General features: G+C 51.4%; 26 protein-coding genes and 1 tRNA gene. 14 read left to right on the top strand and 13 right to left on the bottom strand.

Annotation, left to right across the window (positions count from 1 at the left end):
• Window positions 1-93: 93 nt before the first annotated feature.
• Together OLG56_RS03730 and ruvX are read left to right on the top strand one after the other, a co-directional pair.
• Window positions 94-657: a YqgE/AlgH family protein gene (locus OLG56_RS03730; protein ID WP_001053171.1), complete on the top strand. Its 564-nt coding sequence runs from the start codon at window positions 94-96 to the stop codon at window positions 655-657.
• Window positions 657-1,073, top strand: coding sequence for a Holliday junction resolvase RuvX (gene ruvX, locus OLG56_RS03725; RefSeq protein WP_000017096.1), 417 nt, complete (start codon window positions 657-659; stop codon window positions 1,071-1,073). Before OLG56_RS03730 ends, ruvX begins: the two co-directional genes overlap by 1 nt.
• Window positions 1,074-1,119: 46 nt before the next feature.
• Here the strand turns inward: ruvX and OLG56_RS03720 are convergent, their stop codons facing one another.
• Together OLG56_RS03720 and OLG56_RS03715 are read right to left on the bottom strand one after the other, a co-directional pair.
• The gene (locus OLG56_RS03720; RefSeq protein WP_001607997.1) at window positions 1,120-1,806 is read right to left on the bottom strand and encodes an IclR family transcriptional regulator; all 687 of its coding nucleotides are present in this window, start codon (window positions 1,804-1,806) and stop codon (window positions 1,120-1,122) included.
• A gap of 131 nt (window positions 1,807-1,937) precedes the next feature.
• Window positions 1,938-2,918, bottom strand: a complete 981-nt coding sequence (locus OLG56_RS03715; protein WP_061377599.1) for a type IV pilus twitching motility protein PilT — start codon at window positions 2,916-2,918, stop codon at window positions 1,938-1,940.
• Window positions 2,919-2,935: 17 nt separating this feature from the next.
• Between OLG56_RS03715 and OLG56_RS03710 the strand changes: the two genes are divergently transcribed.
• Genes OLG56_RS03710 through hemW form a run of 5 tightly spaced genes read left to right on the top strand, consistent with a single transcriptional unit; the run spans window position 2,936 to window position 6,242 of the window.
• Window positions 2,936-3,640, top strand: coding sequence for a YggS family pyridoxal phosphate-dependent enzyme (locus OLG56_RS03710; RefSeq protein WP_000997790.1), 705 nt, complete (start codon window positions 2,936-2,938; stop codon window positions 3,638-3,640).
• 18 nt (window positions 3,641-3,658) lie between these two features.
• Entirely contained in the window at window positions 3,659-4,225 is a 567-nt protein-coding gene (locus tag OLG56_RS03705) for a YggT family protein (protein ID WP_001094848.1), read from the top strand.
• The gene (yggU, locus tag OLG56_RS03700; RefSeq protein ID WP_061377600.1) at window positions 4,222-4,512 is read left to right on the top strand and encodes a DUF167 family protein YggU; all 291 of its coding nucleotides are present in this window, start codon (window positions 4,222-4,224) and stop codon (window positions 4,510-4,512) included. Before OLG56_RS03705 ends, yggU begins: the two co-directional genes overlap by 4 nt.
• A 7-nt stretch (window positions 4,513-4,519) precedes the next feature.
• Window positions 4,520-5,113, top strand: a complete 594-nt coding sequence (locus tag OLG56_RS03695; protein ID WP_001174769.1) for an XTP/dITP diphosphatase — start codon at window positions 4,520-4,522, stop codon at window positions 5,111-5,113.
• Window positions 5,106-6,242 (top strand): radical SAM family heme chaperone HemW, encoded by a 1,137-nt coding sequence (gene hemW, locus OLG56_RS03690; RefSeq protein WP_001096532.1) that lies wholly within the window; start codon window positions 5,106-5,108, stop codon window positions 6,240-6,242. Before OLG56_RS03695 ends, hemW begins: the two co-directional genes overlap by 8 nt.
• Before the next feature lie 90 nt (window positions 6,243-6,332).
• On the opposite strand, the gene OLG56_RS03685 is transcribed toward hemW, so the two are convergent.
• From OLG56_RS03685 to trmB, 5 genes are all read right to left on the bottom strand, one after another.
• On the bottom strand, window positions 6,333-7,340 hold the full coding sequence (locus tag OLG56_RS03685) for a DUF1202 domain-containing protein (protein ID WP_207011547.1): 1,008 nt from the start codon (window positions 7,338-7,340) through the stop codon (window positions 6,333-6,335).
• Window positions 7,341-7,472: 132 nt separating this feature from the next.
• A complete protein-coding gene (gene ansB / locus OLG56_RS03680; protein WP_061377601.1) occupies window positions 7,473-8,519 on the bottom strand; it encodes an L-asparaginase 2 in 1,047 nt (348 codons plus the stop codon).
• Between the two features lie 188 nt (window positions 8,520-8,707).
• Window positions 8,708-9,427 (bottom strand): YggN family protein, encoded by a 720-nt coding sequence (locus OLG56_RS03675; protein ID WP_000984835.1) that lies wholly within the window; start codon window positions 9,425-9,427, stop codon window positions 8,708-8,710.
• 49 nt (window positions 9,428-9,476) lie between these two features.
• Window positions 9,477-9,803 carry a YggL family protein gene (locus tag OLG56_RS03670; RefSeq protein WP_001107557.1) on the bottom strand — a complete coding sequence of 109 codons (327 nt, stop codon included), beginning with the start codon at window positions 9,801-9,803 and terminating at the stop codon, window positions 9,477-9,479.
• Window positions 9,803-10,522: a tRNA (guanosine(46)-N7)-methyltransferase TrmB gene (gene trmB, locus OLG56_RS03665; RefSeq protein ID WP_000786890.1), complete on the bottom strand. Its 720-nt coding sequence runs from the start codon at window positions 10,520-10,522 to the stop codon at window positions 9,803-9,805. Before trmB ends, OLG56_RS03670 begins: the two co-directional genes overlap by 1 nt.
• A gap of 154 nt (window positions 10,523-10,676) precedes the next feature.
• On the opposite strand from trmB, the gene mutY reads away from it, so the two are divergent.
• The 4 genes from mutY to OLG56_RS03645 all read left to right on the top strand — a co-directional run bounded on the left by mutY (window position 10,677) and on the right by OLG56_RS03645 (window position 14,703).
• Window positions 10,677-11,729, top strand: coding sequence for an A/G-specific adenine glycosylase (gene mutY, locus OLG56_RS03660; protein ID WP_001148959.1), 1,053 nt, complete (start codon window positions 10,677-10,679; stop codon window positions 11,727-11,729).
• A 27-nt stretch (window positions 11,730-11,756) separates the two neighbouring features.
• The gene (locus tag OLG56_RS03655; RefSeq protein ID WP_000091706.1) at window positions 11,757-12,032 is read left to right on the top strand and encodes an oxidative damage protection protein; all 276 of its coding nucleotides are present in this window, start codon (window positions 11,757-11,759) and stop codon (window positions 12,030-12,032) included.
• A 112-nt stretch (window positions 12,033-12,144) separates the two neighbouring features.
• Window positions 12,145-13,230 carry a membrane-bound lytic murein transglycosylase MltC gene (gene mltC, locus OLG56_RS03650; protein WP_000976289.1) on the top strand — a complete coding sequence of 362 codons (1,086 nt, stop codon included), beginning with the start codon at window positions 12,145-12,147 and terminating at the stop codon, window positions 13,228-13,230.
• Between the two features lie 216 nt (window positions 13,231-13,446).
• The gene (locus OLG56_RS03645; protein ID WP_001049804.1) at window positions 13,447-14,703 is read left to right on the top strand and encodes a nucleoside permease; all 1,257 of its coding nucleotides are present in this window, start codon (window positions 13,447-13,449) and stop codon (window positions 14,701-14,703) included.
• 61 nt (window positions 14,704-14,764) lie between these two features.
• On the opposite strand, the gene OLG56_RS03640 is transcribed toward OLG56_RS03645, so the two are convergent.
• Complete coding sequence (locus OLG56_RS03640) at window positions 14,765-16,900, bottom strand: ornithine decarboxylase (RefSeq protein WP_001646210.1); 2,136 nt, start codon at window positions 16,898-16,900, stop codon at window positions 14,765-14,767.
• Between the two features lie 425 nt (window positions 16,901-17,325).
• Here OLG56_RS03640 and OLG56_RS03635 point away from each other — a divergent pair, with 425 nt between their 5' ends.
• Together OLG56_RS03635 and OLG56_RS03630 are read left to right on the top strand one after the other, a co-directional pair.
• On the top strand, window positions 17,326-18,033 hold the full coding sequence (locus tag OLG56_RS03635) for a DUF554 domain-containing protein (RefSeq protein ID WP_000234466.1): 708 nt from the start codon (window positions 17,326-17,328) through the stop codon (window positions 18,031-18,033).
• Between the two features lie 105 nt (window positions 18,034-18,138).
• Window positions 18,139-18,214, top strand: a tRNA-Phe gene (locus tag OLG56_RS03630).
• 158 nt (window positions 18,215-18,372) lie between these two features.
• On the opposite strand, the gene OLG56_RS03625 is transcribed toward OLG56_RS03630, so the two are convergent.
• The 4 genes from OLG56_RS03625 to ripC all read right to left on the bottom strand — a co-directional run bounded on the left by OLG56_RS03625 (window position 18,373) and on the right by ripC (window position 21,561).
• A complete protein-coding gene (locus OLG56_RS03625) occupies window positions 18,373-18,753 on the bottom strand; it encodes a VOC family protein (protein ID WP_000582672.1) in 381 nt (126 codons plus the stop codon).
• Window positions 18,754-18,817: 64 nt separating this feature from the next.
• Window positions 18,818-20,143, bottom strand: coding sequence for an itaconate CoA-transferase RipA/Ict (gene ripA / locus OLG56_RS03620; protein ID WP_077948840.1), 1,326 nt, complete (start codon window positions 20,141-20,143; stop codon window positions 18,818-18,820).
• 24 nt (window positions 20,144-20,167) lie between these two features.
• On the bottom strand, window positions 20,168-20,695 hold the full coding sequence (gene ripB / locus OLG56_RS03615) for a (R)-specific enoyl-CoA hydratase RipB/Ich (RefSeq protein WP_001094308.1): 528 nt from the start codon (window positions 20,693-20,695) through the stop codon (window positions 20,168-20,170).
• A gap of 23 nt (window positions 20,696-20,718) precedes the next feature.
• Complete coding sequence (gene ripC, locus OLG56_RS03610) at window positions 20,719-21,561, bottom strand: itaconate degradation C-C-lyase RipC (RefSeq protein ID WP_001112897.1); 843 nt, start codon at window positions 21,559-21,561, stop codon at window positions 20,719-20,721.
• A 91-nt stretch (window positions 21,562-21,652) separates the two neighbouring features.
• On the opposite strand from ripC, the gene ripR reads away from it, so the two are divergent.
• Window positions 21,653-22,531 (top strand): itaconate degradation transcriptional regulator RipR, encoded by an 879-nt coding sequence (gene ripR / locus OLG56_RS03605; RefSeq protein WP_001527936.1) that lies wholly within the window; start codon window positions 21,653-21,655, stop codon window positions 22,529-22,531.
• A gap of 47 nt (window positions 22,532-22,578) precedes the next feature.
• On the opposite strand, the gene OLG56_RS03600 is transcribed toward ripR, so the two are convergent.
• Window positions 22,579-24,318, bottom strand: coding sequence for an arylsulfatase (locus OLG56_RS03600; protein WP_207011548.1), 1,740 nt, complete (start codon window positions 24,316-24,318; stop codon window positions 22,579-22,581).
• Between the last annotated feature and the right edge of the window lie 37 nt (window positions 24,319-24,355).

The raw sequence follows: 24,355 nt of genomic DNA, 5'->3' as shown, positions 1-24,355 counted from the left end.
GGCAAAAGACGGCTTATATGAGTGACAACCGTCCGCTTTCCCCACATACTGAACGCTGTCGTTTTTTTGAACCAGGAAACAGAACCTCTGACAATGAATTTACAGCATCACTTTCTTATTGCCATGCCTGCGCTCCAGGACCCGATTTTCCGCCGTTCCGTGGTGTATATTTGCGAGCACAACCAGGACGGCGCTATGGGGATTATTGTTAATAAGCCTTTGGAAAATCTGCAAATTGAAGGGATTCTGGAAAAACTAAAAATTACGCCGGAACCGCGCGATTCGGCAATTCGTCTTGATAAAGCCGTGATGCTCGGCGGCCCGCTGGCGGAAGATCGCGGATTTATTCTCCATACTCCGCCGTCACGTTTCGCCTCCAGCATTCGTATCTCAGACAATACCGTGATTACTACCTCCCGCGATGTGCTGGAAACGTTAGGTACCCAACAACAGCCTTCCGATGTGCTGGTCGCGCTGGGCTACGCCTCCTGGGATAAAGGCCAGCTTGAACAAGAGTTGCTTGATAACGCCTGGCTTACCGCGCCCGCCGATCTCAATATTTTGTTCAAAACGCCCATTGCCGAGCGCTGGCGCGAAGCGGCAAAACTTATTGGCATTGATATTCTGACCATGCCTGGCGTTGCGGGGCACGCCTGATGAGCGGCACCTTACTGGCCTTTGACTTCGGCACAAAAAGCATCGGCGTTGCAATAGGACAACGCATTACCGGCACCGCCCGTCCGCTTCCGGCAATCAAAGCACAGGACGGCACGCCCGACTGGACGCTCATTGAACGTTTGCTGAAAGAGTGGCAGCCAGACGAAATTATTGTCGGGCTACCGCTTAATATGGATGGCACTGAACAGCCGCTGACGGCGCGCGCCCGTAAATTCGCCAACCGTATTCATGGGCGTTTCGGGGTAACTGTCACGCTGCACGATGAACGACTCAGCACCGTTGAAGCACGCTCCGGTCTGTTTGAACGAGGTGGGTATCGCGCGCTGAACAAAGGCAAAGTGGACTCGGCCTCCGCCGTGATTATCCTCGAAAGCTATTTTGAACAGGGGTATTAAAGCCGTTTTTGTCAGCAGGCGGATAACGCGGTCACGGTTGCCAGGCTTACTGGGCAATACGCTGGTTTAGTGCCTTCAGCGCCTGTAAACGCGCAGCCGCCTCCGCCTCATCAATCCGCCACATTCCCGCAAAGGCCAGCGCTGCGGCGTGCTTGTCTAGCGGTTGCGCCATAGAAACTTCACCATCAGCGTGATGCCACAGCACGTATCCCCGCTGGCGCTGCTGCGCCACATGCGGCGCCATATTACGCCACTGCTCCGGAGTAAAACGCTGCATTAGCGCCTCATCGCTTTCTGCCGCCAGTAACGCCACTCCTGTTACCGACTGCCAGGCCGGGCACATGCGAAACCCCGCCAGCGCCTGACTTCCCTGCGAACCCGGCGTAGAGTGATAAATATAGATAATCTGGTCTTCCCATAGCACGCCTAATGCCACCACGATGTCTTTGGGCGCATGGCGTTCAAGGATAGGCAACGCATGGGAGAACAGCGCTGAACCACGAATCGCCTGCGCTGCCAAAGCATGAATGCCTGGCCCGGGTAAATAGCGTCGGTGCTCATCCTGCATCGTGAGTCCAATAGAGGCCATCGTCATTAACAGGCGATTAACGCGCGTGGTATTAATATCCATCAGCCGGGCAAGCTCGCGACATCCGATAGCACGGTCGCTGGAAACCAGATATTGCAGACAGCGAATGCCATCTATCAGGCTTTGATTCGGTTGTGATGACATCGTTAAATGGCTTCGCTGTGGTTTTAACAAAGCTGCGATTTTAACGCCGGTTCGCCAGGATACAAGCCTGTATACCGTTCAATCCACCGCGCCAGTCAACACTTTCCTCCCCCCCTACGCCGCCATCTTCGCTACAGCCGTCCCTGCGCCTGACGCCATTGCGCGCTCTGGGCGAATGTCATCATCCCCTGCTGCTGCCCGGTTTGTATCACGTGGGCCAACTGATGGAGTTTGCCTTCACGGATCAAATTCCCTGTGGCTGGCGTATTAATCAGTAATTCAAACAACGCCACGCGCCCATCCTGTCTGTCGACCTCCAGTTTTTGTGATAGTACGGCGCGCAGACTACCCGCCAGTTGACTGCGTATCGGTTCTTTTTCCTGCGCCGGAAAACTATCCACTAATCTTTCCACCGCCTGCGCCGCACCGCGAGTATGCAGGGTTGCCAGTACCAGATGCCCCGTTTCCGCCGCCGTCAGCGCCAGGCGAATGGTCTCGCTGTCACGCAGCTCTCCCAGCAAAATGACATCGGGATCTTCACGCAACGCCGCGCGCAGCCCGGCGGCAAAAGTGGCGCAATGCTGGCCGATTTCCCGCTGCTGTATCAGGCAACGCTTGCTGGTGTAACGGTACTCAATAGGATCTTCCAGCGTCAGGATGTGTTTATCGGCATGTTGATTAAGATGTCCCACCATCGCCGCCAGCGTGGTGGACTTCCCGCAGCCAGTAGCGCCAGTGACCAGAATCAGTCCGTTCTCGCTGGCAAGCAGTGCGGGTACTATCGGCGGCGTCTGGATTTCCGCCAGATCAGGACAACGCTCGGGCAATAGCCGTAGCGCCAGCGACGTTCCCTGTTGATGTGTGAACGCACTGGCGCGTAGGCGCCGCGTGCCAGACAGCGAGACGGCGAAATCAAGCTGGCCGTGCGCTCGCCACTGATATTGTTGCGCGTCATTAAGCCAATCAAGCAGAAGCCTGTCGACATCTGGCGCGGTAAAAGGCGCGATCTCCATGCGTCCTTGTTTGCGCCATCGCGCAGGCCAGGCGTTACACAGGTGTAGATCCGAGACGTTATGCTTTACACTAAGCGTCACAATTTCTTCCATATTCATATAAACATCCTCGGAAAATGAACGATATCGCGCATAACCTGGCACACATCCGGGACAAAATCTCCGCCGCGGCGACGCGTTGCGGCCGCTCTTCAGAAGAAGTTACGTTGCTTGCAGTGAGTAAAACCAAACCTGCGAGCGACATCGCAGAAGCCATTGCCGCCGGACAACGGGCATTTGGTGAAAATTATGTACAAGAGGGGGTGGAAAAAATCCGCCACTTTCAGGAAGCGAAAGTGGAAGGCCTGCACTGGCACTTTATAGGCCCTTTACAGTCCAACAAAAGTCGGCTGGTGGCCGAGCATTTTGACTGGTGTCATACCATCGATCGCCTGCGTATCGCCTCGCGGCTGAGCGAACAGCGTCCGGATAATCTGCCGGCGCTAAATGTTCTGATCCAAATTAATATCAGCGATGAAAACAGCAAATCAGGCATTCCGCTGGCGGAACTGGATGAGCTGGCCGCTGCGGTGGCTACACTGCCGCGTCTGAGGCTTCGCGGACTGATGGCGATCCCGGCGCCAGAGTCAGATTATGTAAGGCAGTTTGAAGTCGCACGTCAAATGGCTGTAGCATTTGCCGGGCTGAAAGCGCGCTACCCTGACGTTGATACCCTATCTCTGGGTATGAGCGACGATATGGAAGCCGCGATTGCGGCAGGTAGCACAATGGTGCGCATCGGCACCGCTATCTTTGGTGCTCGTGATTACACAAAAAATTAAGGAAAACTGAGGAACGCCATGAATACGTTGACCTTCCTGCTCTCAACGGTAATTGAGCTGTATACCATGGTGCTATTATTGCGCGTGTGGATGCAGTGGGCCCGCTGTGACTTTTACAACCCTTTCTCCCAGTTCGTGGTGAAAATTACGCAGCCCATCATCGGACCGCTGCGTCGTATTATCCCACCAATGGGGCCGATCGACAGCGCTTCCCTGCTGGTGGCGTTTATTCTTAGCGTTATTAAGGCGATAGTGCTGTTTAAGGTAATTACGTTTCAGGCGATTATCTGGATTGCCGCGGTGCTTATCTTGCTTAAAACAATCGGCCTGCTGATCTTCTGGGTGCTGCTGGTCATGGCTATCATGAGCTGGGTGAGCCAGGGTCGTAGCCCGATTGAATATGTATTGATTCAGCTTGCCGAGCCGCTGCTCAGCCCGATTCGCCGTATACTGCCTGCGATGGGCGGCATCGACTTCTCGCCGATGGTTCTGGTGCTGCTGCTGTATGTCGTTAATATGGGGATCGCTGAAGTCTTACAAGCGACAGGCAACATGTTGCTGCCGGGGCTGTGGATGGCGCTATGAGTGCTGTGACTCGCTGCGAAGACGGTCTGGTGTTACGGCTTTATATTCAGCCGAAAGCCAGCCGCGACAGTATTGTGGGCTTACATGGCGACGGGGTGAAAGTCGCCATTACCGCCCCGCCGGTTGACGGTCAGGCAAACAGCCATCTGATCAAGTTTCTCGGTAAACAGTTTCGCGTGGCGAAAAGTCAGATCGTCATCGAAAAAGGCGAGCTGGGCCGTCACAAACAGGTAAAAATTATTCACCCGCAACAGATCCCGCCGGAAATTGCGGCGTTAACTGAGTAGGTATCCCATGCAAAAAGTTGTTCTCGCAACCGGCAACGCCGGTAAAGTGCGCGAGCTCGCGTCGCTGTTAAGCGATTTTGGGCTTGATGTGGTAGCACAAACGGAACTGGGCGTCGATTCCGCGGAAGAAACCGGCCTGACGTTTATTGAAAACGCGATTCTCAAAGCGCGCCATGCCGCTAAAATGACCGGTCTGCCCGCCATTGCCGATGACTCCGGTCTGGCCGTTGACGTTTTAGGCGGCGCGCCGGGTATCTATTCCGCGCGCTATTCTGGCGAAAACGCGACAGATCAGCAAAATCTGGAAAAACTGCTGCATACTCTGCGGGATGTTCCGGACGACAAACGCCAGGCGCGATTCCATTGTGTACTGGTTTATTTGCGTCATGCCGAAGATCCCACACCGATAGTCTGTCACGGTAGTTGGCCTGGCGTCATTACTCGCCAGGCGGCCGGAAATGGCGGATTTGGCTATGATCCCATTTTCTTCGTACCGTCTGAAGGCAAAACCGCCGCAGAACTGACCCGTGAAGAAAAAAGCGCGATTTCCCACCGTGGACAAGCGCTCAAGCTGCTGCTGGATGCGTTACGCAATGGCTAAACTACCGCCGCTCAGTCTTTATATTCATATTCCCTGGTGTGTACAAAAATGTCCATATTGCGACTTCAATTCCCATGCGTTGAAGGGCGAGGTGCCGCATGACGACTACGTCCAGCATCTGTTAAGCGATCTGGATGCCGACGTCGCCTGGGCGCAAGGGCGTGAAGTAAAGACCATTTTTATTGGCGGCGGTACGCCAAGCCTGCTTTCCGGGCCGGCGATGCAAACGCTGCTGGACGGCGTGCGTGCGCGCCTGAATCTGGCGGCGGATGCGGAAATTACCATGGAAGCGAACCCCGGCACGGTCGAAGCCGACCGCTTCATCGACTATCAGCGCGCCGGCGTAAACCGGATCTCCATTGGCGTGCAGAGCTTTAGTGAGCCTAAGCTGAAACGTCTTGGCCGTATTCACGGTCCACAAGAGGCGATGCGGGCAGCAAGACTGGCAAATGGGCTTGGGCTACGCAGCTTTAACCTCGACTTGATGCATGGATTGCCGGACCAAACGCTGGAAGAGGCGCTGAACGATTTGCGACAGGCAATTGCGCTTAATCCGCCGCATCTCTCATGGTATCAATTGACGATTGAACCCAACACTCTGTTCGGTTCGCGTCCGCCGGTTTTACCGGACGATGACGCTCTGTGGGATATCTTTGAGCAGGGCCACCAGTTACTAACCGCCGCGGGCTATCAGCAATACGAAACGTCGGCCTATGCCAAACCCGGTTATCAGTGCCAGCATAATCTGAACTACTGGCGCTTTGGCGACTATCTGGGTATTGGCTGCGGCGCCCACGGTAAAGTCACCTTCCCGGGCGGCAGGATCCTGCGCACCACCAAAACCCGTCACCCACGCGGTTATATGCAGGGACGTTACCTGGAAAGCCAGCGTGACGTGAGTGATGACGATAAACCCTTTGAGTTCTTTATGAACCGTTTTCGGTTGCTGGAGCGCGCGCCTCGCGCCGAATTTGTCGACTACACCGGGCTTACGGAAGCGGTTATTCGTCAGCCAATCGACGAGGCTATTGCCCAGGGCTATCTGACCGAATGCGAGCAATACTGGCAGATTACCCGGCACGGTAAACTGTTTTTAAACTCTCTTCTTGAGTTGTTTCTCGCGGAATAACAAGGATAAGCCTGTCGCGCCAGCGGGTAAAATACCTGATGGCGCGACGCTTACCGACCTGTGGCGGTTAATGCGCCGCCGGCAAGCGCATTATTTAATAACCCCTTTACGACGCAAATCGTCCGTATCTTTTTTCCAGCGCTCGTAACCGTCATTAATATCCATAATTTTCACACGGATATCACTCTGTTGCATCTGAAGTTTCTGTACCGCTATATTCAGCGGATATTGTCCTTTCTCTAACGTTATCCAGTCATTCTGCGCTTTTCGACGCAGCTCTTCTGATTTCAAAAATACCTGCCGCCGTTGCTCGTGTATGTCTAAATCTCTTTTCTGCTGAATAGCCGCTTCATTGCACGGCTCACTCTGCTTACGGCACGCGTCTAATGCCGGTTGATAGACCTCTTTTTCGTATTTCTCGGCATATACGCTACTATCGTTGGCTTTTACATAATCATCGCGCTCTTTTAACGTCTTTTTAAACGCCTCGGCGCGGGTCAACGGTTTCCCATCAGCACCTTTTCCCCAATATGCGTCCGCTTCTTTTTTAGCTACCGCTATTTTCTTATCCAGGGCAAAGAGTTGTTCTTCAAGACCGGGGATCGACGCTTTATGCGCACGCCAGGAAGCTTCAATGTTGCCAAACCGATAGTTAAAGTCATCGCTGTTGACGATCAGGTATTTATCATTCGTTTTAATGTCGTCAATAGCCCGGCCCTGATCGCTGGCTGCCATTTGTAATGAGTAATAGCTCACCGTCCAGCCAGAGGCTGGCGTCCCTTTGCTGGTCAACATGGCAGAAAATTTAACGGGACGATCTTTGGTCCAGGTTTTTTCAACAAAATAATAATCCGCCGCCATACCAACGCCGGTATACATATCTTCACGGGAAGAAATATCCCCTTCGGCAGACCAGGTGGCCTGATTGCCCCTCGAATCAAGATTTTTTAAGGTAATGGAATCCAGTTTAAGTATGCCGTGGTACTGCTTACTAAACTGTTCTTTTAAGATGTTATCGGAGGGTTGAGCAACCTCTGCCCAACTATAGCCTGAAATCAGGGCAAACAGCGCTGCGCCAGCAATCCATTGTCGAACCACTTGTGGACCTCCCGTCCAGAGACATGACGCCCACGATTATCATAACCATGATGATAATTAGTAAGATAATAGTGTTGATTGTGCGAGAGGTCTTCCAAAGATAGCCCCGGCCTTCCGACCGGGGCATTATCTTTAATACTGATTGAACATCGTCTGGATCTGTTTTGGATCTTTAGTCTGGGTTAACGCCAGTTGCAGTAAGACACGCGCTTTTTGCGGGTTCAGCGTGCCAGAGGCGACAAAGCCGTATTTTGCATCGTCCACTTCCGCATCCTGCGTGGTTGCGCCAGTCGGCACACGTGAAGAACGCACCACTACCGCACCGTTGTGCGCAGCGGTCGCCAGGGTATCAAAGACCGTTTTATACAGGTTGCCGTTACCCACACCTGCGCTCACGATCCCGTCATAACCCGCGTCTACCAGCGCTTTTGCCGGCAGATCGGACGCATTCGCATAGTTATAAACGATACCGACTTTCGGCAACGCGGTCAGCTTCGACACGTCGAACGGGGTGGAGGTGGTATGTTTACGCTCTGGCGTACGCTGGAAGTCAATTTTACCGTTGTGGATATAACCCAGCGGGCCGTAATTAACCGCTTTAAACGTCGCCACGTCAGTCGTATTGGTCTTAGTGACGTCGCGTCCGTCCATGACGGTATCATTCATTACCACCAGCACGCCGCGATTGGCAGACTGTTTATCAGCCGCTGTTACTACCGCATTATAGAGGTTGAACGGGCCATCTGCGCTCATTGACGTGGAAGGACGCATCGCGCCGACCAGTACCACCGGTTTATTGCATTTCACGGTCAGATCGAGGAAATAAGCGGTCTCTTCCATCGTATCAGTACCGTGGGTGATCACGAAACCGTCGGTGCTGTCGCACTCGGTATTGATTTTTTTCGCCAGCGTGAGCCAGACTTCATCGTTCATATCCTGCGAGCCAATGTTAACGACCTGCTCGCCTTTCACTACCGCAATGTCCTTCAATTGAGGAACGGCATCCACCAGATTTTCGACGCCAACTTTACCTGCCGTATAATTTGATTTTGTTGCTGAATCACCGCCACCAGCGATCGTTCCGCCGGTCGCTAAGATGGTGATATTCGGTAAAGCGAACGCTGCGCCGCTGAAACCCATTACCAGAGCAGCTAATGCCGTTTTCCTGAAAAACTCCATGTTATATCTCCAGTTATGTCAACTGGTCGCATTATCCCTATATTGCAGACGAATAATGTGATGTCATACGATTAACCAGCGATATATATCCAACAGAGAGTATTTTTTAGAGATGGATAACAAAATGCAGGAAAAAACAGAATAAAAAGGCGCAGATACGATCTACGCCATTGTTTAAAAAGGAAAGATTACTTCAGGCTGCCAACCAGCGCTTTGCGGCTATCTTCTAAGGTTACTACGCGGCTACAGACATCTTTGCCAAACTGCTGGAAATCTTTCTCCTGATTTTTCCATTCGTTCTGGATAGCGGTTTGCAAACCACCGAGGCTGCCCATCACGCCCTGTAAAGGATTGCCGCCGCCTTTAAGCACCGCTTTGGCGCCCATTTCGTTAATGCTGTCCTGCAAAATACCGCCCATCGCCTGATTCACCAACTGCTGACCGTCGGCACGCACCTGGTCGATAGCCTTATAGTGGAACGTCAGGCCGTCCGTACGATGTTCGATAATACGGTTCATTTGCGCTTTTAATTGCGCATCAAGCTTCGTCAGACGGCTACGCATGTTGCTGCTTTCGCCCACCTCTTTAGCGATGATTTTATCCAGCGCCACGCGGCCTTTTTCGACGCGCGATCGGGCGCCCTCATCAATCCACGGCAGCGCGCTTCGCAGTTCCGCCTGGTAATCTTTCGCTTGCTCGCGTTGCGCGGCGCTAAGGGTGTACTGCTTACCGTTGTACATCACATTGCCGTCCGGCGTGATCACCAGGTTGCCGTTTTCACCTTTCACCTGCACCGTTTGTGGACTCAGGATCACATCGTCACGCGGCGTGACACTGCATTTGTAATCTGCATGAGCGGCCATCGCCGTCAACGTTAGCACTGCCGCCAGCAGCGTTTTGCGCATCATAACTTTCCCTCAAGACAAAGCGGGCCGGCATTTGCCGACCCTGTACTCATTAGTCCCACCAAACGTCGAAAAGTTCGCTGGTTCGGACTTCTTCAAGGTTGCACGCTTCCAGCCACTTACGCACAATCGCCTGATGTTCTTCGGTACATTTACCGATTTCCTGCATACAAATCAGCCCTTCCCAGGCCAGGTAGCCGCTGCCGTCAAACGCCAGTTTATTAGGCTCAATAACGTCATTAATAAAGTCATCGACAGTCTTATCGATCTGCTCTTCAGATGTACCTTCCGGAAAACGCCATGCCACCGAAAATCCTAATTCCTGGAATTCGTCAATGTGCATTTTTTTACGCAGACGACGACTACGGTTCTTTGCCATTATTTCACCCTCTCGAACATTAAGTCCCATACGCCATGACCAAGACGATGGCCACGTTGTTCAAATTTCGTTACCGGGCGCGATTCCGGGCGCGGTACATAATCATTGCTCTCTGACAGATTTTTGTACCCGTCGATAGAAGACATGACTTCAAGCATGTGTTCCGCATACGCTTCCCAGTCGGTCGCCATATGGAAAACGCCGCCCAATTTCAGCTTGCTCAATACCAGTTCAGCAAACGGCACCTGAACGATACGGCGTTTATTATGACGCGCTTTATGCCACGGGTCAGGGAAAAAGAGCTGAACCATCGATAAAGAATTGTCAGGAATCATTTTATGCAACACTTCTACCGCGTCGTGGCACATGACGCGCAGGTTTTCAACGCCCTCTTCATGAGCGGACGCCAGACATGCGCCGACGCCGGGCGAATGCACTTCAATGCCGAGGAAATTCTGCTCCGGGCGCGCTTTCGCCATCGCCACGAGAGACGCCCCCATGCCAAAACCAATCTCCAGCGTCACCGGCGCTTCGCGACCAAACAGCGTGGCGAAATCTACCGGCGCTTCGCTGAACTCGACGCCCATCACCGGCCAGTAGTTTTCCAGCGCGTGTTCTTGCCCCTTTGTCAGTCGCCCCTGGCGACGAACAAAACTACGAATACGGCGCAGCGGGCGACCGTTTTCATCAAATTCCGGTGAAATGACGTCGTTTTTCATAAAAGTGTAGTCTGCTGTGTTTGAGTTCTGAAAACGGGCATTATCCAAAGTTAGTTGCCGGATGCAAGCATGAAGCGCACTGCGGAAAGTTCCGGTTTACACCCTGCGGCCTCTGTGCTGCAATCTTGCCCCCGGCAATAATGAATGAGTTTCCATGCAAGCGTCTCAATTTTCAGCCCAGGTTCTGGACTGGTACGACAAATACGGGCGGAAAACGCTGCCCTGGCAAATTAACAAGACGCCTTACAAAGTATGGCTCTCGGAAGTCATGTTGCAACAAACGCAGGTGACGACGGTGATTCCTTACTTTGAGCGATTTATGGCGCGCTTTCCCACGGTGACGGATTTAGCGAATGCGCCGCTGGATGAAGTGCTCCATTTATGGACCGGGCTCGGCTATTACGCCCGCGCGCGTAATTTGCATAAAGCGGCGCAACAGGTGGCGACGCTTCACGGTGGAGAATTCCCGCAAACTTTTGCCGAAATCGCCGCGCTACCCGGCGTCGGGCGTTCAACCGCCGGCGCGATTCTCTCCCTCGCGTTAGGTAAACATTATCCGATTCTTGATGGAAACGTTAAACGTGTGCTGGCTCGCTGTTATGCTGTTAGCGGCTGGCCTGGAAAAAAAGAGGTGGAGAATACGCTGTGGACGTTGAGCGAGCAAGTGACGCCCGCACGCGGCGTGGAGCGTTTTAATCAGGCGATGATGGATCTGGGCGCGATGGTTTGTACGCGTTCAAAGCCAAAGTGCACCCTGTGTCCGCTGCAAAACGGTTGTATCGCCGCTGCGCATGAAAGCTGGTCACGCTATCCGGGCAAGAAACCGAAACAGACGTTGCCGGAGCGGACGGGTTACTTTTTATTGTTACAGCATAATCAGGAGATTTTCCTGGCGCAGCGCCCTCCCAGCGGTTTATGGGGCGGACTCTACTGCTTCCCGCAGTTCGCCAGCGAAGATGAATTACGTGAATGGCTGGCGCAACGGCATGTTAACGCTGATAATTTGACCCAGCTTAACGCGTTTCGCCACACATTTAGCCATTTCCACCTGGATATTGTGCCTATGTGGCTTCCCGTGTCGTCACTGGACGCCTGCATGGATGAAGGCAGCGCGCTCTGGTATAACTTAGCGCAACCGCCGTCAGTCGGACTGGCGGCCCCCGTGGAGCGCTTGTTACAGCAGTTACGTACCGGAGCGCCAGTTTAACGCCCCGGTCGATGAAGAGGATGACTTATGAGCAGAACGATTTTTTGTACTTACCTGCAACGCGACGCTGAAGGGCAAGATTTTCAGCTCTACCCTGGCGAACTGGGAAAACGTATCTATAACGAGATCTCTAAGGACGCGTGGGCGCAGTGGCAGCATAAGCAGACCATGTTGATTAACGAGAAAAAGCTCAACATGATGAACGCCGAGCACCGTAAGCTGCTGGAACAGGAGATGGTGAGCTTCCTGTTCGAAGGCAAAGACGTTCATATCGAAGGTTATACGCCGGAAGATAAAAAATAGGCCCGTTGCTGAATGAGGCTGCGCTTATTCGGCCTGTGAGTTATGCCGGATAAGCCCTTAGCGCCGCTGCCCGGCAACATGGCATAACGACAACACAACATGCACTCCCGGAATGATGAAAAAATTACTCGCGCTTGCTGTTATTGCGCCGTTGCTCATCTCCTGCTCCAGTTCGACCAAAAAAGGCGAGACGTATAATGAAGCCTGGGTCAAGGATACCAACGGCTTTGATATTTTGATGGGGCAATTTGCCAACAATATTGAAAATCTGTGGGGATATAAGGAAGTCCTGATCGCCGGGCCGAAAGACTACGTCAAATATACCGATCAGTTCCAGACCCGTAGCCACATCAACTTTGATGATGGGACCATTACCGTTGAAACCATCGCCGGGACGGAACCTACCGCACATCTGCGCCGGGCCATTATTAAAACGTTGCTCATGGGCGACGACCCAACCTCCGTCGATCTTTACTCCGATGTCGATGACATAAAAATTTCTAAAGAACCCTTCCTGTATGGTCAGGTCCTCGACAATACCGGCCAGCCTATTCGCTGGGAAGGCCGCGCCACGACATTCGCGGATTACTTGCTGAAAACGCGGCTCAAAAGCCGCAGTAACGGCCTGCGTATTATTTACAGCGTCACCATTAATCTGGTGCCGAACCACCTTGATAAACGCGCGCATAAATATATTGGCATGGTACGCCAGGCCTCCCGTAAATACGGCGTTGACGAGTCGCTGATTCTGGCGATTATGCAAACGGAGTCCTCGTTTAACCCGTATGCGGTCAGCCACGCGGATGCGCTGGGCCTGATGCAGGTGGTGCAACACAGCGCCGGGAAAGATGTTTTCCGTTCTCAGGGTAAGTCCGGCACGCCAAGCCGTAACTTCCTGTTCGACCCCGCCAGCAATATCGATACCGGCACAGCGTATCTGGCAATGTTGAATAATGTCTATCTGAGCGGTATTGAGAATCCGACGTCGCGGCGCTATGCGGTCATTACCGCCTACAATGGCGGCGCAGGCAGCGTATTACGCGTATTCTCGAACGATAAGATTCAGGCCGCGAATATGATTAACCGCATGTCGCCGGGGGATGTGTACCAGATATTAACCACCCGACATCCATCTGCGGAGTCGCGCCGCTATCTGTACAAGGTGAATTCCGCCCAGCGATCGTATCGCCGCCGATAAACCATCGCATCCCGCCTCTGGCCAGCAAATGACAGAGGCGGGAAAGGTAAAAGTGTTAACTCCGTCACTCTTTTGCTTTGCAATCAGAAATTGTTTGCAAATATTTGTCACAGGTAACAAAAAAAGCCCGCCTCTCATTGATAGAATCACACCAAATCACAACGGCAAATGTGCCTTTTAAAACATTCATCCGCTCTCAGGTGTGAGGAAATTAACATGAATCTTAAGCTGCAGCTTAAAATACTCTCTTTTCTGCAGTTCTGTCTGTGGGGAAGCTGGCTCACTACCCTGGGCTCGTATATGTTCGTCACCTTAAAATTTGACGGCGCATCTATTGGCGCAGTTTATAGTTCACTGGGGATTGCCGCTGTCTTTATGCCGACCTTGCTAGGCATTGTGGCTGACAAATGGCTGAGCGCGAAATGGGTCTATGCCCTGTGTCATGTCGTCGGCGCCATCACGCTATTCATGGCCGCGGAAGTCACTACGCCTGGGGCGATGTTCTTTGTGATCCTGCTTAACTCGCTGGCCTATATGCCGACGTTGGGCTTGATCAATACAATATCGTATTACCGCCTGCAGTCTGCCGGCATGGATATTGTGACTGACTTCCCGCCTATCCGTATCTGGGGCACCATTGGCTTTATTTTGGCGATGTGGGGCGTGAGTTTCTCCGGTTTCGAGCTGAGCCATATGCAGCTTTATATCGGCGCGACGCTTTCTGTTCTGCTGGTACTGTTTACTTTTACCCTGCCGCACATTCCGGTGGCGAACCAACAGAAAAACCAGAGCTGGACATCAATGCTGGGCCTTGACGCTTTTGCGCTGTTTAAAAATAAGCGGATGGCGATTTTCTTCATCTTCTCCATGATGCTGGGCGCGGAACTGCAGATCACCAACATGTTTGGCAACACCTTCCTGCATAGCTTTGATAAAGATCCGCTATTCGCCAGTAGCTTTATCGTGCAGCACGCCTCGGTGATGATGTCGATTTCGCAGATTTCTGAAACGTTATTCATCCTGACCATTCCGTTCTTCCTGAGCCGTTATGGTATTAAGAACGTTATGCTTATCAGTATTGTGGCGTGGATGCTGCGTTTCGGCCTGTTCGCTTATGGCGACCCGACGCCGTTCGGTACCGTTCTGCTGGTACTGTCGATGATTGTGTACGGCTGCGCCTTCGATTTCTTCAACATTTCTGGCTCGGTGTTTGTCGAAAAAGAAGTACGCCCGGAAATCCGCGCCAGCGCGCAGGGAATGTTCCTGATGATGACCAACGGCTTCGGCTGTATCCTGGGCGGCATTGTGAGCGGTAAAGTGGTGGAGTATTACACTCAAAACGGCATTACCGACTGGCAGACCGTGTGGCTCATCTTCGCAGGCTACTCGCTGGTGCTGGCCTTTGCGTTCGTAGCCTTGTTCAAATACAAACACGTTCGCGTTCCGGCAAGTTCGCAACCCGTTGCACATTAATTCTTGCCCTGTTTCGCAGGCCGGATAAGGCGTAAATGCCTTATCCGGCCTGCAGGCAACGTTACTTTAAAACATATCCGTACAAGCGTTGAATTCCATCGGCATCAGTCTCGCTATATACCCCCTGCAATTCAGGCGAAAAACCGGGCAACAGATTGATGCCCTCTTCCAGCGCCAAAAAATAACGCTGCGCCGCGCCGCCCCAAATCTCCCCCGGCACCACGCACAGTACGCCCGGCGGGTATGGCAATGCCCCCTCGGCAGCAATACGCCCGTCCGCCTCGCTGATACGCACCAGCTCTACATCGCCGCGAATAAAGGCGCTGTTGGCGTCCTGTGGGTTCATCGCCACATGCGGCAGGCTTTCTTTGCGGAACATCGCTTTTTGCAGATCCTTAACGTCAAAGCTAACGTACAGGTTGTGCATCTCCTGACATAGCTCACGCAGGGTGTAATCGCGGTAGCGCACCGGGTATTTCTGAAAAACCGTCGGCAATACATCCGCAAGCGGCGTATCGTCTTCAATGTGCCGTTCAAATTGCGCCAGCATCGCGACCAGCCGCGCCAGTTTCTCTTCGCTCTCAGCGGGTGTCAGCAAGAACAGAATCGAGTTGAGATCGCACTTCTCAGGCACAATACCGTTCTCACGCAGATAGTGGGCGAGAATGGTCGCCGGGATGCCGAATTCGGTGTACTGCCCACTATCGGCATCAATACCTGGCGTGGTCAGTAACAGTTTACAGGGGTCGACAAAATACTGGTCATCCGCATAACCCTCAAAGCCATGCCATTTCGCCCCGGGCTCAAAACTGAAGAAACGACGATTGCTGGCAATGGTCTCCGTCGGATATGCCTGCCACGGCTTGCCGTCAACCACCAGTGGGATAAAGGGCTGAAGCAGTTTGCAACGGGCGAGAATGGCTTTACGCGCGTCAATGCCCAGCGCAACGCACTCCGCCCACAGGCGGCGACCGCTCTCCCCTTCGTGGATTTTGGCATTGATATCCAGCGCCGCAAACAGCGGGTAGAACGGACTGGTCGAGGCGTGCAACATGAAGGCGTTGTTCAGGCGTTTGTGCGGGCAAAAACGCGCCTGGCCGCGAATATGGTTATCTTTTTTGTGGATCTGCGAGGTTTGTGAGAACCCCGCCTGTTGCTTATGTACCGATTGGGTCACAAAGATCCCAGGGTCGTTTTCATTAAGCTCCAGCCGCAACGGCGAGGTATCCGCCATCATATTGATAAACTGCTCATAGCCTACCCACGCGGAGTCAAACAGAATGTAATCGCAGAGATGCCCGATTTTATCCACCACCTGACGGGCGTTGTAAATAGTGCCGTCATAGGTACCCAGCTGAATGATCGCCAGGCGGAACGGACGCGATGCATCGGCGCTTTCCGGCATCACGTCACGAATCTGGTCGCGCAGGTACGTTTCATCAAAACAGTGCGCATCAATACCACCGATAAAACCAAACGGGTTACGCGCTGCTTCAAGATAGACTGGCGTCGCCCCGGCCTGAATCAGGGCGCCGTGGTGGTTGGATTTGTGATTATTACGATCAAACAGCACCAGATCGCCGCGCGTCAGCAGGGCGTTAGTGACCACTTTATTCGCCGCCGAAGTCCCATTCAGCACAAAGTAGGTTTTATCCGCATTAAACACTTTTGCCGCAAATTTCTGCGCGTGTTTGGCAGAACCTTCATGTATGAGCAGATCGCCAAGTTTCACATCGGCGTTACACATATCCGCACGAAACAGGTTTTCACCAAAAAAGTCATAAAAATGGCGGCCTGCGGGATGTTTTCTAAAAAACTCGCCATGCTGGTGCCCCGGGCAAGCAAAGGTACTATTCCCCATGTCGACATACTGGGTCAGGGTGTCATAAAAGGGCGGCAGAAGTTCCGCTTCGTAGCGACAGGCAGCGTTTTCCAGCTCCAGCCATTCCTGCGCGTTCCCGCCTATTACCGCCGTGACGCCGACAGGCGCGCTGACGGGTTCATCCGCAAGCATAAACACCGGCAGGTGAAAACCGGTGCGTTTAAGCAACGCCAGAATACCGCTACGGCTGTCAGCAGTGGTAATGACGACTGCGGCCACATCGGTAAAGTCGGTACTGTCCAGCGCCACTACGTTTCGGTGGGTGGAGAGACGGGGGATGAGTTCACCGCTGGCGGCAATATTCATTGATTTCATAAGCGCAAATACCCGTTTCGGGAGTAGAGTAACCCCGGACAAAGCCCGATGCCTTGCCCAACGAGATGCCGGGTCAAACTGGATACCAGCTCCGACCGCCAGACATCAGTAAAAACAGACTGTTTCTGATTTTACTGTTGTCCTGCAGTGAGCGTGCGCTGCCCTCACCGCATAGCGGGGACGACAAAAAAAAGGAAAGAAAGGGGCAAACCTCGCGCAGTCAGGCGACAGTGAAAACAATATAAAGGCGCTATGTTCATCCCGGCGAGCCCCATGCTGGCAGGAGAAATTTCGCGCAATCATGGCACCTTTCACCAGACGGCGCAAGGTAAAATCAGCGCTCTATACGTCACAGATAATCAAGCTATTAACAGCTTAATCGCGTGATAATAAGGCAATTTGAAAGACAAATAACAGGAGTCATTGTGGTAATTGGACCTTTTATTAACGCTGGCGCAATTTTATTCGGCGGCGTTATTGGCGCGCTGTTAAGTCAGCGTCTGCCAGAACGGATTCGCGTCTCAATGACGTCTATTTTTGGTCTGTGCTCTCTGGGAATTGGCATTCTGCTGGTGATGAAGTGCGCTAATCTTCCGGTGATGGTGCTGGCGACGCTGGTCGGCGCGCTTATCGGCGAGTTTTGTTTGCTGGAAAAAGGCATTAATGGCGCAGTCGCGAAAATCCAACAATTATTTATGGCATCGGGTAAGAAGCCAACACACGACTCATTTATTCAAAGTTACGTCGCTATCATTGTACTTTTTTGCGCCAGTGGCACCGGTATTTTCGGCGCGATGCATGAAGGGATGACCGGCGATCCAAACATTTTGATCGCTAAATCTTTTCTGGATTTTTTCACTGCCATTATTTTCGCCTGTTCGCTTGGCATCGCCGTTTCGGCGATTTGCGCGCCGATGTTGATTATCCAGTTAACGCTTGCCGCCTGCGCCACCCTCATTCTTCCGTTGACCACGCCGGCAATGATGGGCGACTTTAGCGCTGTGGGCGGACTGCTGCTGGTGGCGACCGGCTTGCGTGTATGTGGAATCAAAATGTTTCCGGTAGTGAATATGCTCCCGGCGCTGTTGCTGGCGATGCCGATTTCCGCCGCATGGGCGATGTTTTTTGCCTGATTCTGCGTGCAATAGCAACAAAGTGGTGATAGATTGTGCAGTCTACGTTGATTTGAAGAAATTTCGTTGACGAAGCGAGGCGATTACGGTTTAATGCGCCTCGTTGCCCGGATAGCTCAGTCGGTAGAGCAGGGGATTGAAAATCCCCGTGTCCTTGGTTCGATTCCGAGTCCGGGCACCACCTTTCCTTTTTTATGCTTCCTTATGAATTCCTCGATGTCTTCAAGTCAATAAGTTTGAACATAGACTCTTTCCAGAAATTATTGCCATATGATCTCTATTAGACCAATATAAACGGATGCGTGATCATAATAAAGGCAGTAATAGTAAGTTTTAACATTAAACATACTGCGAAATTTCAATTAAGTTTCCATCAGGGTCCCTGATGTAGATAGACATTATCTCGCCTGTAGCTCCAGTTCTCTCAACCGGGCCTTCAACAATGGGAATGCCTGCCTGTAAGATCTCAGACACAACATCATTTATCGGTGTCGATGTAATAAAACATAAATCGGCAGATCCCGGCGTTGGTCTACTCGCTTTTGGTTCGAACTCCATTTCTTGCTGATGGAGGTTAATTTTTTGCGCTCCAAATATTAACGCTTTTCTGTTTTGTTTAAATGTTACCGCAGAAAAACCAAGTACCTCTTCGTAGAATCTTATTGTGGTTGATATATCAGATACCGTTAATACAAGGTGATCAATTCTGTCAATTATCATTTGAATAGACTCATGATGTTTATATTTTGGGGATGCTACATTAAAAAATAGCATTAACCTACTTTTAAATCAGATGCATTTTTTTTGCATCTACTCTAAGTTGCTGCCGAAAATTGGGATGCGCCAATTCAATGATCCTGAGCGCACGCTCGGTTGAAGAGAGCCCCTTCAGGTTTACGGAGCCAAATTCAGTGACTATCCAGTGCGTATCCGTTCGTGGGGTTGTTACAGGCCCCTCAAGGCGGGGAACAATACGAGAAATCGTATCATTCGCGGCCGTTGAGCGTGTCGTAATAATGGAACGACCTCCTTTAGATGCATATGCGCCTCTGACAAAATCCAATTGCCCTCCTGAAGCGCTGTACTGGTGTCCAAGCAAATGTTCAGAGTTACAGGCACCAGTGAGATCGATTTGTAAGGTAGCGTTAATGGAGACAACATTCTCATTTTGCGCAATGATCCCCGGATCGTTAACATAATCGACAGGCCGACTAAAAAAAGAGGGGTTGTCGTCGAGATAGTCATACATATCCTTTTGTCCCATAGCAAAAGTAAATACAGACATTCCCCGGTCGATATTTTTACGCTGGTTGGTAACGACGCCTTGTTGAATCAAACTTACCAACCCCGGATTCAGCGCCTCTGTATGGACCCCCAGATCATTATGTTCCTTGAGCGCATTACAGATGAGCTCCGGTAATGCGCCGACCCCCATCTGGAGACAAGCGCCATCTGGCACAAGAGAAGCGATAATCTGACTGATAGCAATATCTTCGGCTACGGCAGTACGTATTGGTAGTTCAATTAAAGGGACATGGTTTTCAACAATGGCGTCAATTTCTGAAATATGGATTGCAGCACCTTCTCCATGAACGCGCGGCATATATTTGTTAACTTCGACAATAAGCTTTTTAGCTGTCCTCGCAATCCGGGTGGAATAATCGTTTCCAGTTCCAAAATTAAAATAGCCATACTTATCCATAGGGGACACGGTGTGAATAAAGGTATCAATACCAATATCATCAGCCAGTAATCGCGTCGCCTGATGAAAATTTGAAGGTACATAGTTAACTATTTTTCGCCCGGAACTCTCAATCCCCTGACGTATTAAAGCCCGTTCAATACCGGTAATAAACATACTGTAGAGATGAATATAGTCACTTAGCTCATAACGGAAAATAGTGTTCCCGGCAATGCTGGCTGTTTCATAACAGTAAACCCGCAGATCGTTGATTTCTCCCCTTTTCGCTCGCTTTGCCAGCGCATTCAGCAAAGCTGGAGGCTCTGCTGCAAACATTCCCATAGAGAGGTGACTGCCGGAGGTAATTAAAGTAACCGCCTCGTCAGGCGTCACGCATTTTTCGGCATACACTGCATTAACATTCATCATGACTCTAAACCTCAGGGCGATTTCTCAATAAGCGGCGTCTTCTTCAGGCGAACATCCACAGCAATAAACTAACATTGTTCGTTCGAAGCGCATGACCTCTACACCATTCTGATTAATGCCACATGTCCGAACGGTAACGATGCCTTGTCCCGGGCGACTATTTGACAGGCGTTTGCTGAGTACAGTGCTTTCAGCATAAAGTGTATCCCCTGCGAAAACCGGATGGACGGCTTGTACCTTATCCCAGCCAAGATTGGCCACGACCCTGGCGCTGACAGTACGCACGCTCATACCGGTTAAAAGCGCCAGAGTGAACGTTGAATCAACCAGTAACTTTTTCCATTCCGTTTTGCTGGCGTAAGCCGCATCGAAATGGACCGGCTGCACATTGAGAGTGAGCAGGGTAAACCACACATTATCGGCGTCCAGAACCGTCCGGCCGGGACGATGTTCAAAAACATCACCGGGATGAAAATCCTCCCAGTAAAGACCCGAAATTTCTCGGTAGCGCCCCTCGCTAATGGTTTTATAAGCGGGTAATAACGTGTTCATAATCAATTCCTCTGTTAATAAAATCAGGAAAAGATCCCTGCCCGGGCGAGTAATCTCCGGGCCTGACGGGCAACGGCTGCATCTATCATCATGCCGCTAACGATCCCGACGCCTTTGGCATTCTCTGTCAGTACTGCACGAGCATGATTAATTTCTGCCGTTGTAGGAGTAAATGCGGCGTTGATTACACTAATCTGAGCGGGGTGAATAGCCGATTTTGCAGAAAAACCAAAACTGAGCGCCTGCAGCGTTTCCTCTTTCAGACCTGAAAAATCGCCTATATCAAAGAAGGGAGCATCTATTGCAAGAAGCCCTTTCATAGCGCAGGCAGCCACTATTCTGGCCCGCGCCAGCGCAAGAGGCTCCCAGGCGGGTGTGGCGCCAATGTCAGCCGCCATATCTGCGGCGCCAAACATCAACCCGCAGAGTCTGGGGGTGGCGTCCGCAATAGACTCTACGGCATTAAGCCCAACAACTGACTCAATAATGCCAATAAGGCGAGTATCAGAACCAGCCATCATGATAAGACTATCCACGATTTGCAGGTGCGCGGCTGACTCTGTTTTCGGAAGAATAATGTAATCAGGAAAAAAACGGCATTCCAGTAACATATGCAGGTCTTCAATGCCAGCATGAGTATTCATTCCATTAATTCTTAATGCTATTTTCAGCGATGAGTTTGGTCGGGATGAAAGGAACTGCATCGCAATTTTCCGGGCCTGCGCCTTGTCATTCGGGGTGACGGAATCTTCAAGATCGATAATAGAAATGTCCGCCGCACTTTCAACTGCTTTTATGAAACGTTCTGGTCGAATTGCTGGGGTAAAAAGCCAGCTACGTGTCGGTGTATGAGAAATATCGGGCATATTGCACCTCCTGTTAACCTCACTATGCGCTCGCTGGTTTCATTCTTCCAATATATGATGGTGCCATTCTTAATTGCTTTTGGAGATGAGGATGGAACTGCGCCATATTCGCTATTTTCTCGCCGTCGCTGAAGAGCGGCATTTCACGCGGGCTGCGACAAAAGTAGGCATAGGTCAGCCGCCGCTAAGCCAACAGATTAAGGATCTGGAAAGAGAGCTGGGAGCGCAGCTATTCCGGAGAGTGCCTCATGGCGCGGAATTAACCGAGGCTGGAAAAGCATTTTATGATGTTGTTAAAGGGATGCCTGCTACCGCGACAAGAGCCGCGCTGGCGGCGCAGCGTGTTGCCAGGGGGGAGTCGGGCGTGTTAAGGGTGGGTTTTACTGCCTCTGCGGCATTTAACAGTGTGGTGCCCGGCGCAATCCGTACTTTCAAGCGGGCTTATCCTGACGTTCGTTTGCAGCTTGAGGAAGGAAATACAACCCAACTGGCTGATGAATTGAATGAAGGATCGCTGGATGTTGCCTTTCTGAGACCCGGTTTTACAGGCAATGAACGGTTCCAGCTCAGGTTACTGTCTGAAGAGCCGATGGTTATTGTGCTGGCAGAAACGCATCCTGCTGCGGCGTGTAAACAGATTGCACTCTCGATTCTCAAAGATGAGTTTTTTTTACTCTTCCCACGTGAAATCGGCCTGTCGCTTTATGACGTAGTGATCGAGGCCTGCGGTAAAGCGGGCTTTGAACCGAAAATTGGTCAACTCGTGCCGCAAATTTCGTCAGTCATTAACCTTGTGTCGGCAGAGATGGGCGTGTCGATGGTTCCAGATTCAATGAGACAGGTTAATGTCAAGGGAGTAGTATACCGCCCCGTTGCAGACCAGATGCCCGTCGCAAAGTTGGCTCTGGCATACCGGCGCGGCGATACATCGCCAACGCTGAGAAACTTCATCCTGAAAGTCACTGGCTGAATGCAGTTACGTGAGCGTTGAATAATCATTTGAAACGTAACCAATAATTATTGGTCCGATTTTGTGTCTAAAGGAATCGCTAACGGAGCAGGAACTGGCTGCAATGTCTGTGGATCGACAGCCAGATAACGCCCGGTTTTACTGTCGATACCCACATAATCGATAAGCTTGCCTTTGGCATAAAGCACCATTGTCTGTTTTGCAAATGCCTCATATGCACTGCTCAGTATTTTCACTTTATCCACATAATCTGCTGCGAGATTATGCGTTTCCAGGGGGTCACGTTGCAGGTTGAATAATTCCCATGGCGCATTACCCGCCTGTGGGAATACTGTGACAAGACGACGCAATTTCCATTCCCCATCTATCCAGGCCGCCTGATTATGGAGTTCAACACCATATTGTGTGCGAGGCGCGTGCAGACTTTCACCGGTCAGATAGCGTTTAAAACTCACGCCGATCATTGGCAGTGTCGGTCTTTCAGATAATGATTTACTGACATCAATACCTGCAAATTCATAGAGCGTGGGCGCGACATCATACGCCGCCATTGTGGCGTTATCTATGGCGCCATTATGGATGATACCAGGACCGGAAATCATAAAACTGGTATTAATTCCCCCCTGACCGCTGGTCGTTTTGTGATAGCGACCATAAGGCGCATTGCTGACATCAGCCCAGTGGGGACCGTAAGAGATAAATGAATTTTTACGACCAATATTTTCGTAACGATTATCGAATTGCTTCCAAAAATCCGGTTCAGATTCATAGTGAAAGCCCTCCGCCGGATTCACCCCATTATCACTTAAGAAGACCAGAATCGTGTTTTTATCGCGCCCGGTCTTTTTTAACGTCTCAATAACGGTACCAATCTGTGTATCCATATTGGCGATCATAGCAGCGTAAACCTGCATCACCTTCGCCGTATATTTCTGCTGTTCCGGGGTCATCGCCTGCCATTCTTTATCAAGTTCCAGTCCTGGCAGAGGTATGTCATCACGCAGGAAACCCAGTTTCTTCAAACGAGCAATACGCTGACGATAGACGTCTGCATAGCCCTGTTCATACTGACTTTTAAAACGACTAATCCATTCATCCGGTGCCTGCAGAGGATCATGTGGCGCAGTAAAGGCCAACCACGCGAAGATAGGTTGTTCCCGTGGCGTCTCGCTGATCCAGCGATTAATCTGGCTGGCATAGGCTTCGCTGGAGTAAAAACTGGAGGGCAGTGAAATGCGCTGATTGTCACGGGTATAATAGGTATGAAATATCTCCACGGTTCCCAGCGGCACGGCATCATCAAAGTGACTGGCGCCTCCCCCCATCAAGGCGAAAGAATGACGAAAGCCCCGATCTTTTGGCGTCGAGCCTGGCGTAAAACCAAGATGCCATTTACCCGCCATCAGCGTATTGTAACCAGCATCTTTAAAGCGTTCAGCCATGGTCGTCACCCGATCAGTCAGGCGCAATTCATAGCCTTCCTTACCTATGGTATTTTCATACCACCACATACCGCCTATACCCGCTTGCTGACTGGTGTTCCCGGTTAATAGCATCGCACGGGCGGGAGCAGACATGGGAGACGTGTAATATTGACTCATCCGCACGCCGTTCTCAGCCATCGCCTGCAAATTAGGCGTTGGGATTTCCCCACCGAAGGGAGGGATATCAGAATATCCCATATCATCAGCGATAATCACGATAATATCAGGACGTTCGTTTTGCGTACTGTGCGCCGTACCGGAGAAGATAATGCTGAGTGTGGCAAGTGTTACTTGTTTTTTCACGGCTTATTCCCCATTTCAGACTACGGATGTTGTACAA

The organism is Salmonella sp. 2018103 (assembly GCF_026247685.1).
In the GTDB taxonomy this organism is placed as follows: Bacteria; Pseudomonadota; Gammaproteobacteria; order Enterobacterales; family Enterobacteriaceae; genus Salmonella; species Salmonella enterica.
The sequence above is the reverse complement of the archived record's forward strand: the minus strand, read 5'-3'. Positions and strand labels throughout refer to the sequence as shown.

What these genes read in the sequence shown, in the direction of transcription:
- OLG56_RS03730 (WP_001053171.1), top strand. Translation starts at nt 94, where the DNA reads ATGAATTTACAGCATCACTTTCTTATTGCCATGCCTGCGCTCCAGGAC.
- ruvX (WP_000017096.1), top strand. Translation starts at nt 657, where the DNA reads ATGAGCGGCACCTTACTGGCCTTTGACTTCGGCACAAAAAGCATCGGC.
- OLG56_RS03720 (WP_001607997.1), bottom strand. Translation starts at nt 1,806, where the DNA reads ATGTCATCACAACCGAATCAAAGCCTGATAGATGGCATTCGCTGTCTG.
- OLG56_RS03715 (WP_061377599.1), bottom strand. Translation starts at nt 2,918, where the DNA reads ATGAATATGGAAGAAATTGTGACGCTTAGTGTAAAGCATAACGTCTCG.
- OLG56_RS03710 (WP_000997790.1), top strand. Translation starts at nt 2,936, where the DNA reads ATGAACGATATCGCGCATAACCTGGCACACATCCGGGACAAAATCTCC.
- OLG56_RS03705 (WP_001094848.1), top strand. Translation starts at nt 3,659, where the DNA reads ATGAATACGTTGACCTTCCTGCTCTCAACGGTAATTGAGCTGTATACC.
- yggU (WP_061377600.1), top strand. Translation starts at nt 4,222, where the DNA reads ATGAGTGCTGTGACTCGCTGCGAAGACGGTCTGGTGTTACGGCTTTAT.
- OLG56_RS03695 (WP_001174769.1), top strand. Translation starts at nt 4,520, where the DNA reads ATGCAAAAAGTTGTTCTCGCAACCGGCAACGCCGGTAAAGTGCGCGAG.
- hemW (WP_001096532.1), top strand. Translation starts at nt 5,106, where the DNA reads ATGGCTAAACTACCGCCGCTCAGTCTTTATATTCATATTCCCTGGTGT.
- ansB (WP_061377601.1), bottom strand. Translation starts at nt 8,519, where the DNA reads ATGGAGTTTTTCAGGAAAACGGCATTAGCTGCTCTGGTAATGGGTTTC.
- OLG56_RS03675 (WP_000984835.1), bottom strand. Translation starts at nt 9,427, where the DNA reads ATGATGCGCAAAACGCTGCTGGCGGCAGTGCTAACGTTGACGGCGATG.
- OLG56_RS03670 (WP_001107557.1), bottom strand. Translation starts at nt 9,803, where the DNA reads ATGGCAAAGAACCGTAGTCGTCGTCTGCGTAAAAAAATGCACATTGAC.
- trmB (WP_000786890.1), bottom strand. Translation starts at nt 10,522, where the DNA reads ATGAAAAACGACGTCATTTCACCGGAATTTGATGAAAACGGTCGCCCG.
- mutY (WP_001148959.1), top strand. Translation starts at nt 10,677, where the DNA reads ATGCAAGCGTCTCAATTTTCAGCCCAGGTTCTGGACTGGTACGACAAA.
- OLG56_RS03655 (WP_000091706.1), top strand. Translation starts at nt 11,757, where the DNA reads ATGAGCAGAACGATTTTTTGTACTTACCTGCAACGCGACGCTGAAGGG.
- mltC (WP_000976289.1), top strand. Translation starts at nt 12,145, where the DNA reads ATGATGAAAAAATTACTCGCGCTTGCTGTTATTGCGCCGTTGCTCATC.
- OLG56_RS03645 (WP_001049804.1), top strand. Translation starts at nt 13,447, where the DNA reads ATGAATCTTAAGCTGCAGCTTAAAATACTCTCTTTTCTGCAGTTCTGT.
- OLG56_RS03640 (WP_001646210.1), bottom strand. Translation starts at nt 16,900, where the DNA reads ATGAAATCAATGAATATTGCCGCCAGCGGTGAACTCATCCCCCGTCTC.
- OLG56_RS03625 (WP_000582672.1), bottom strand. Translation starts at nt 18,753, where the DNA reads ATGATAATTGACAGAATTGATCACCTTGTATTAACGGTATCTGATATA.
- ripA (WP_077948840.1), bottom strand. Translation starts at nt 20,143, where the DNA reads ATGATGAATGTTAATGCAGTGTATGCCGAAAAATGCGTGACGCCTGAC.
- ripB (WP_001094308.1), bottom strand. Translation starts at nt 20,695, where the DNA reads ATGAACACGTTATTACCCGCTTATAAAACCATTAGCGAGGGGCGCTAC.
- ripC (WP_001112897.1), bottom strand. Translation starts at nt 21,561, where the DNA reads ATGCCCGATATTTCTCATACACCGACACGTAGCTGGCTTTTTACCCCA.
- ripR (WP_001527936.1), top strand. Translation starts at nt 21,653, where the DNA reads ATGGAACTGCGCCATATTCGCTATTTTCTCGCCGTCGCTGAAGAGCGG.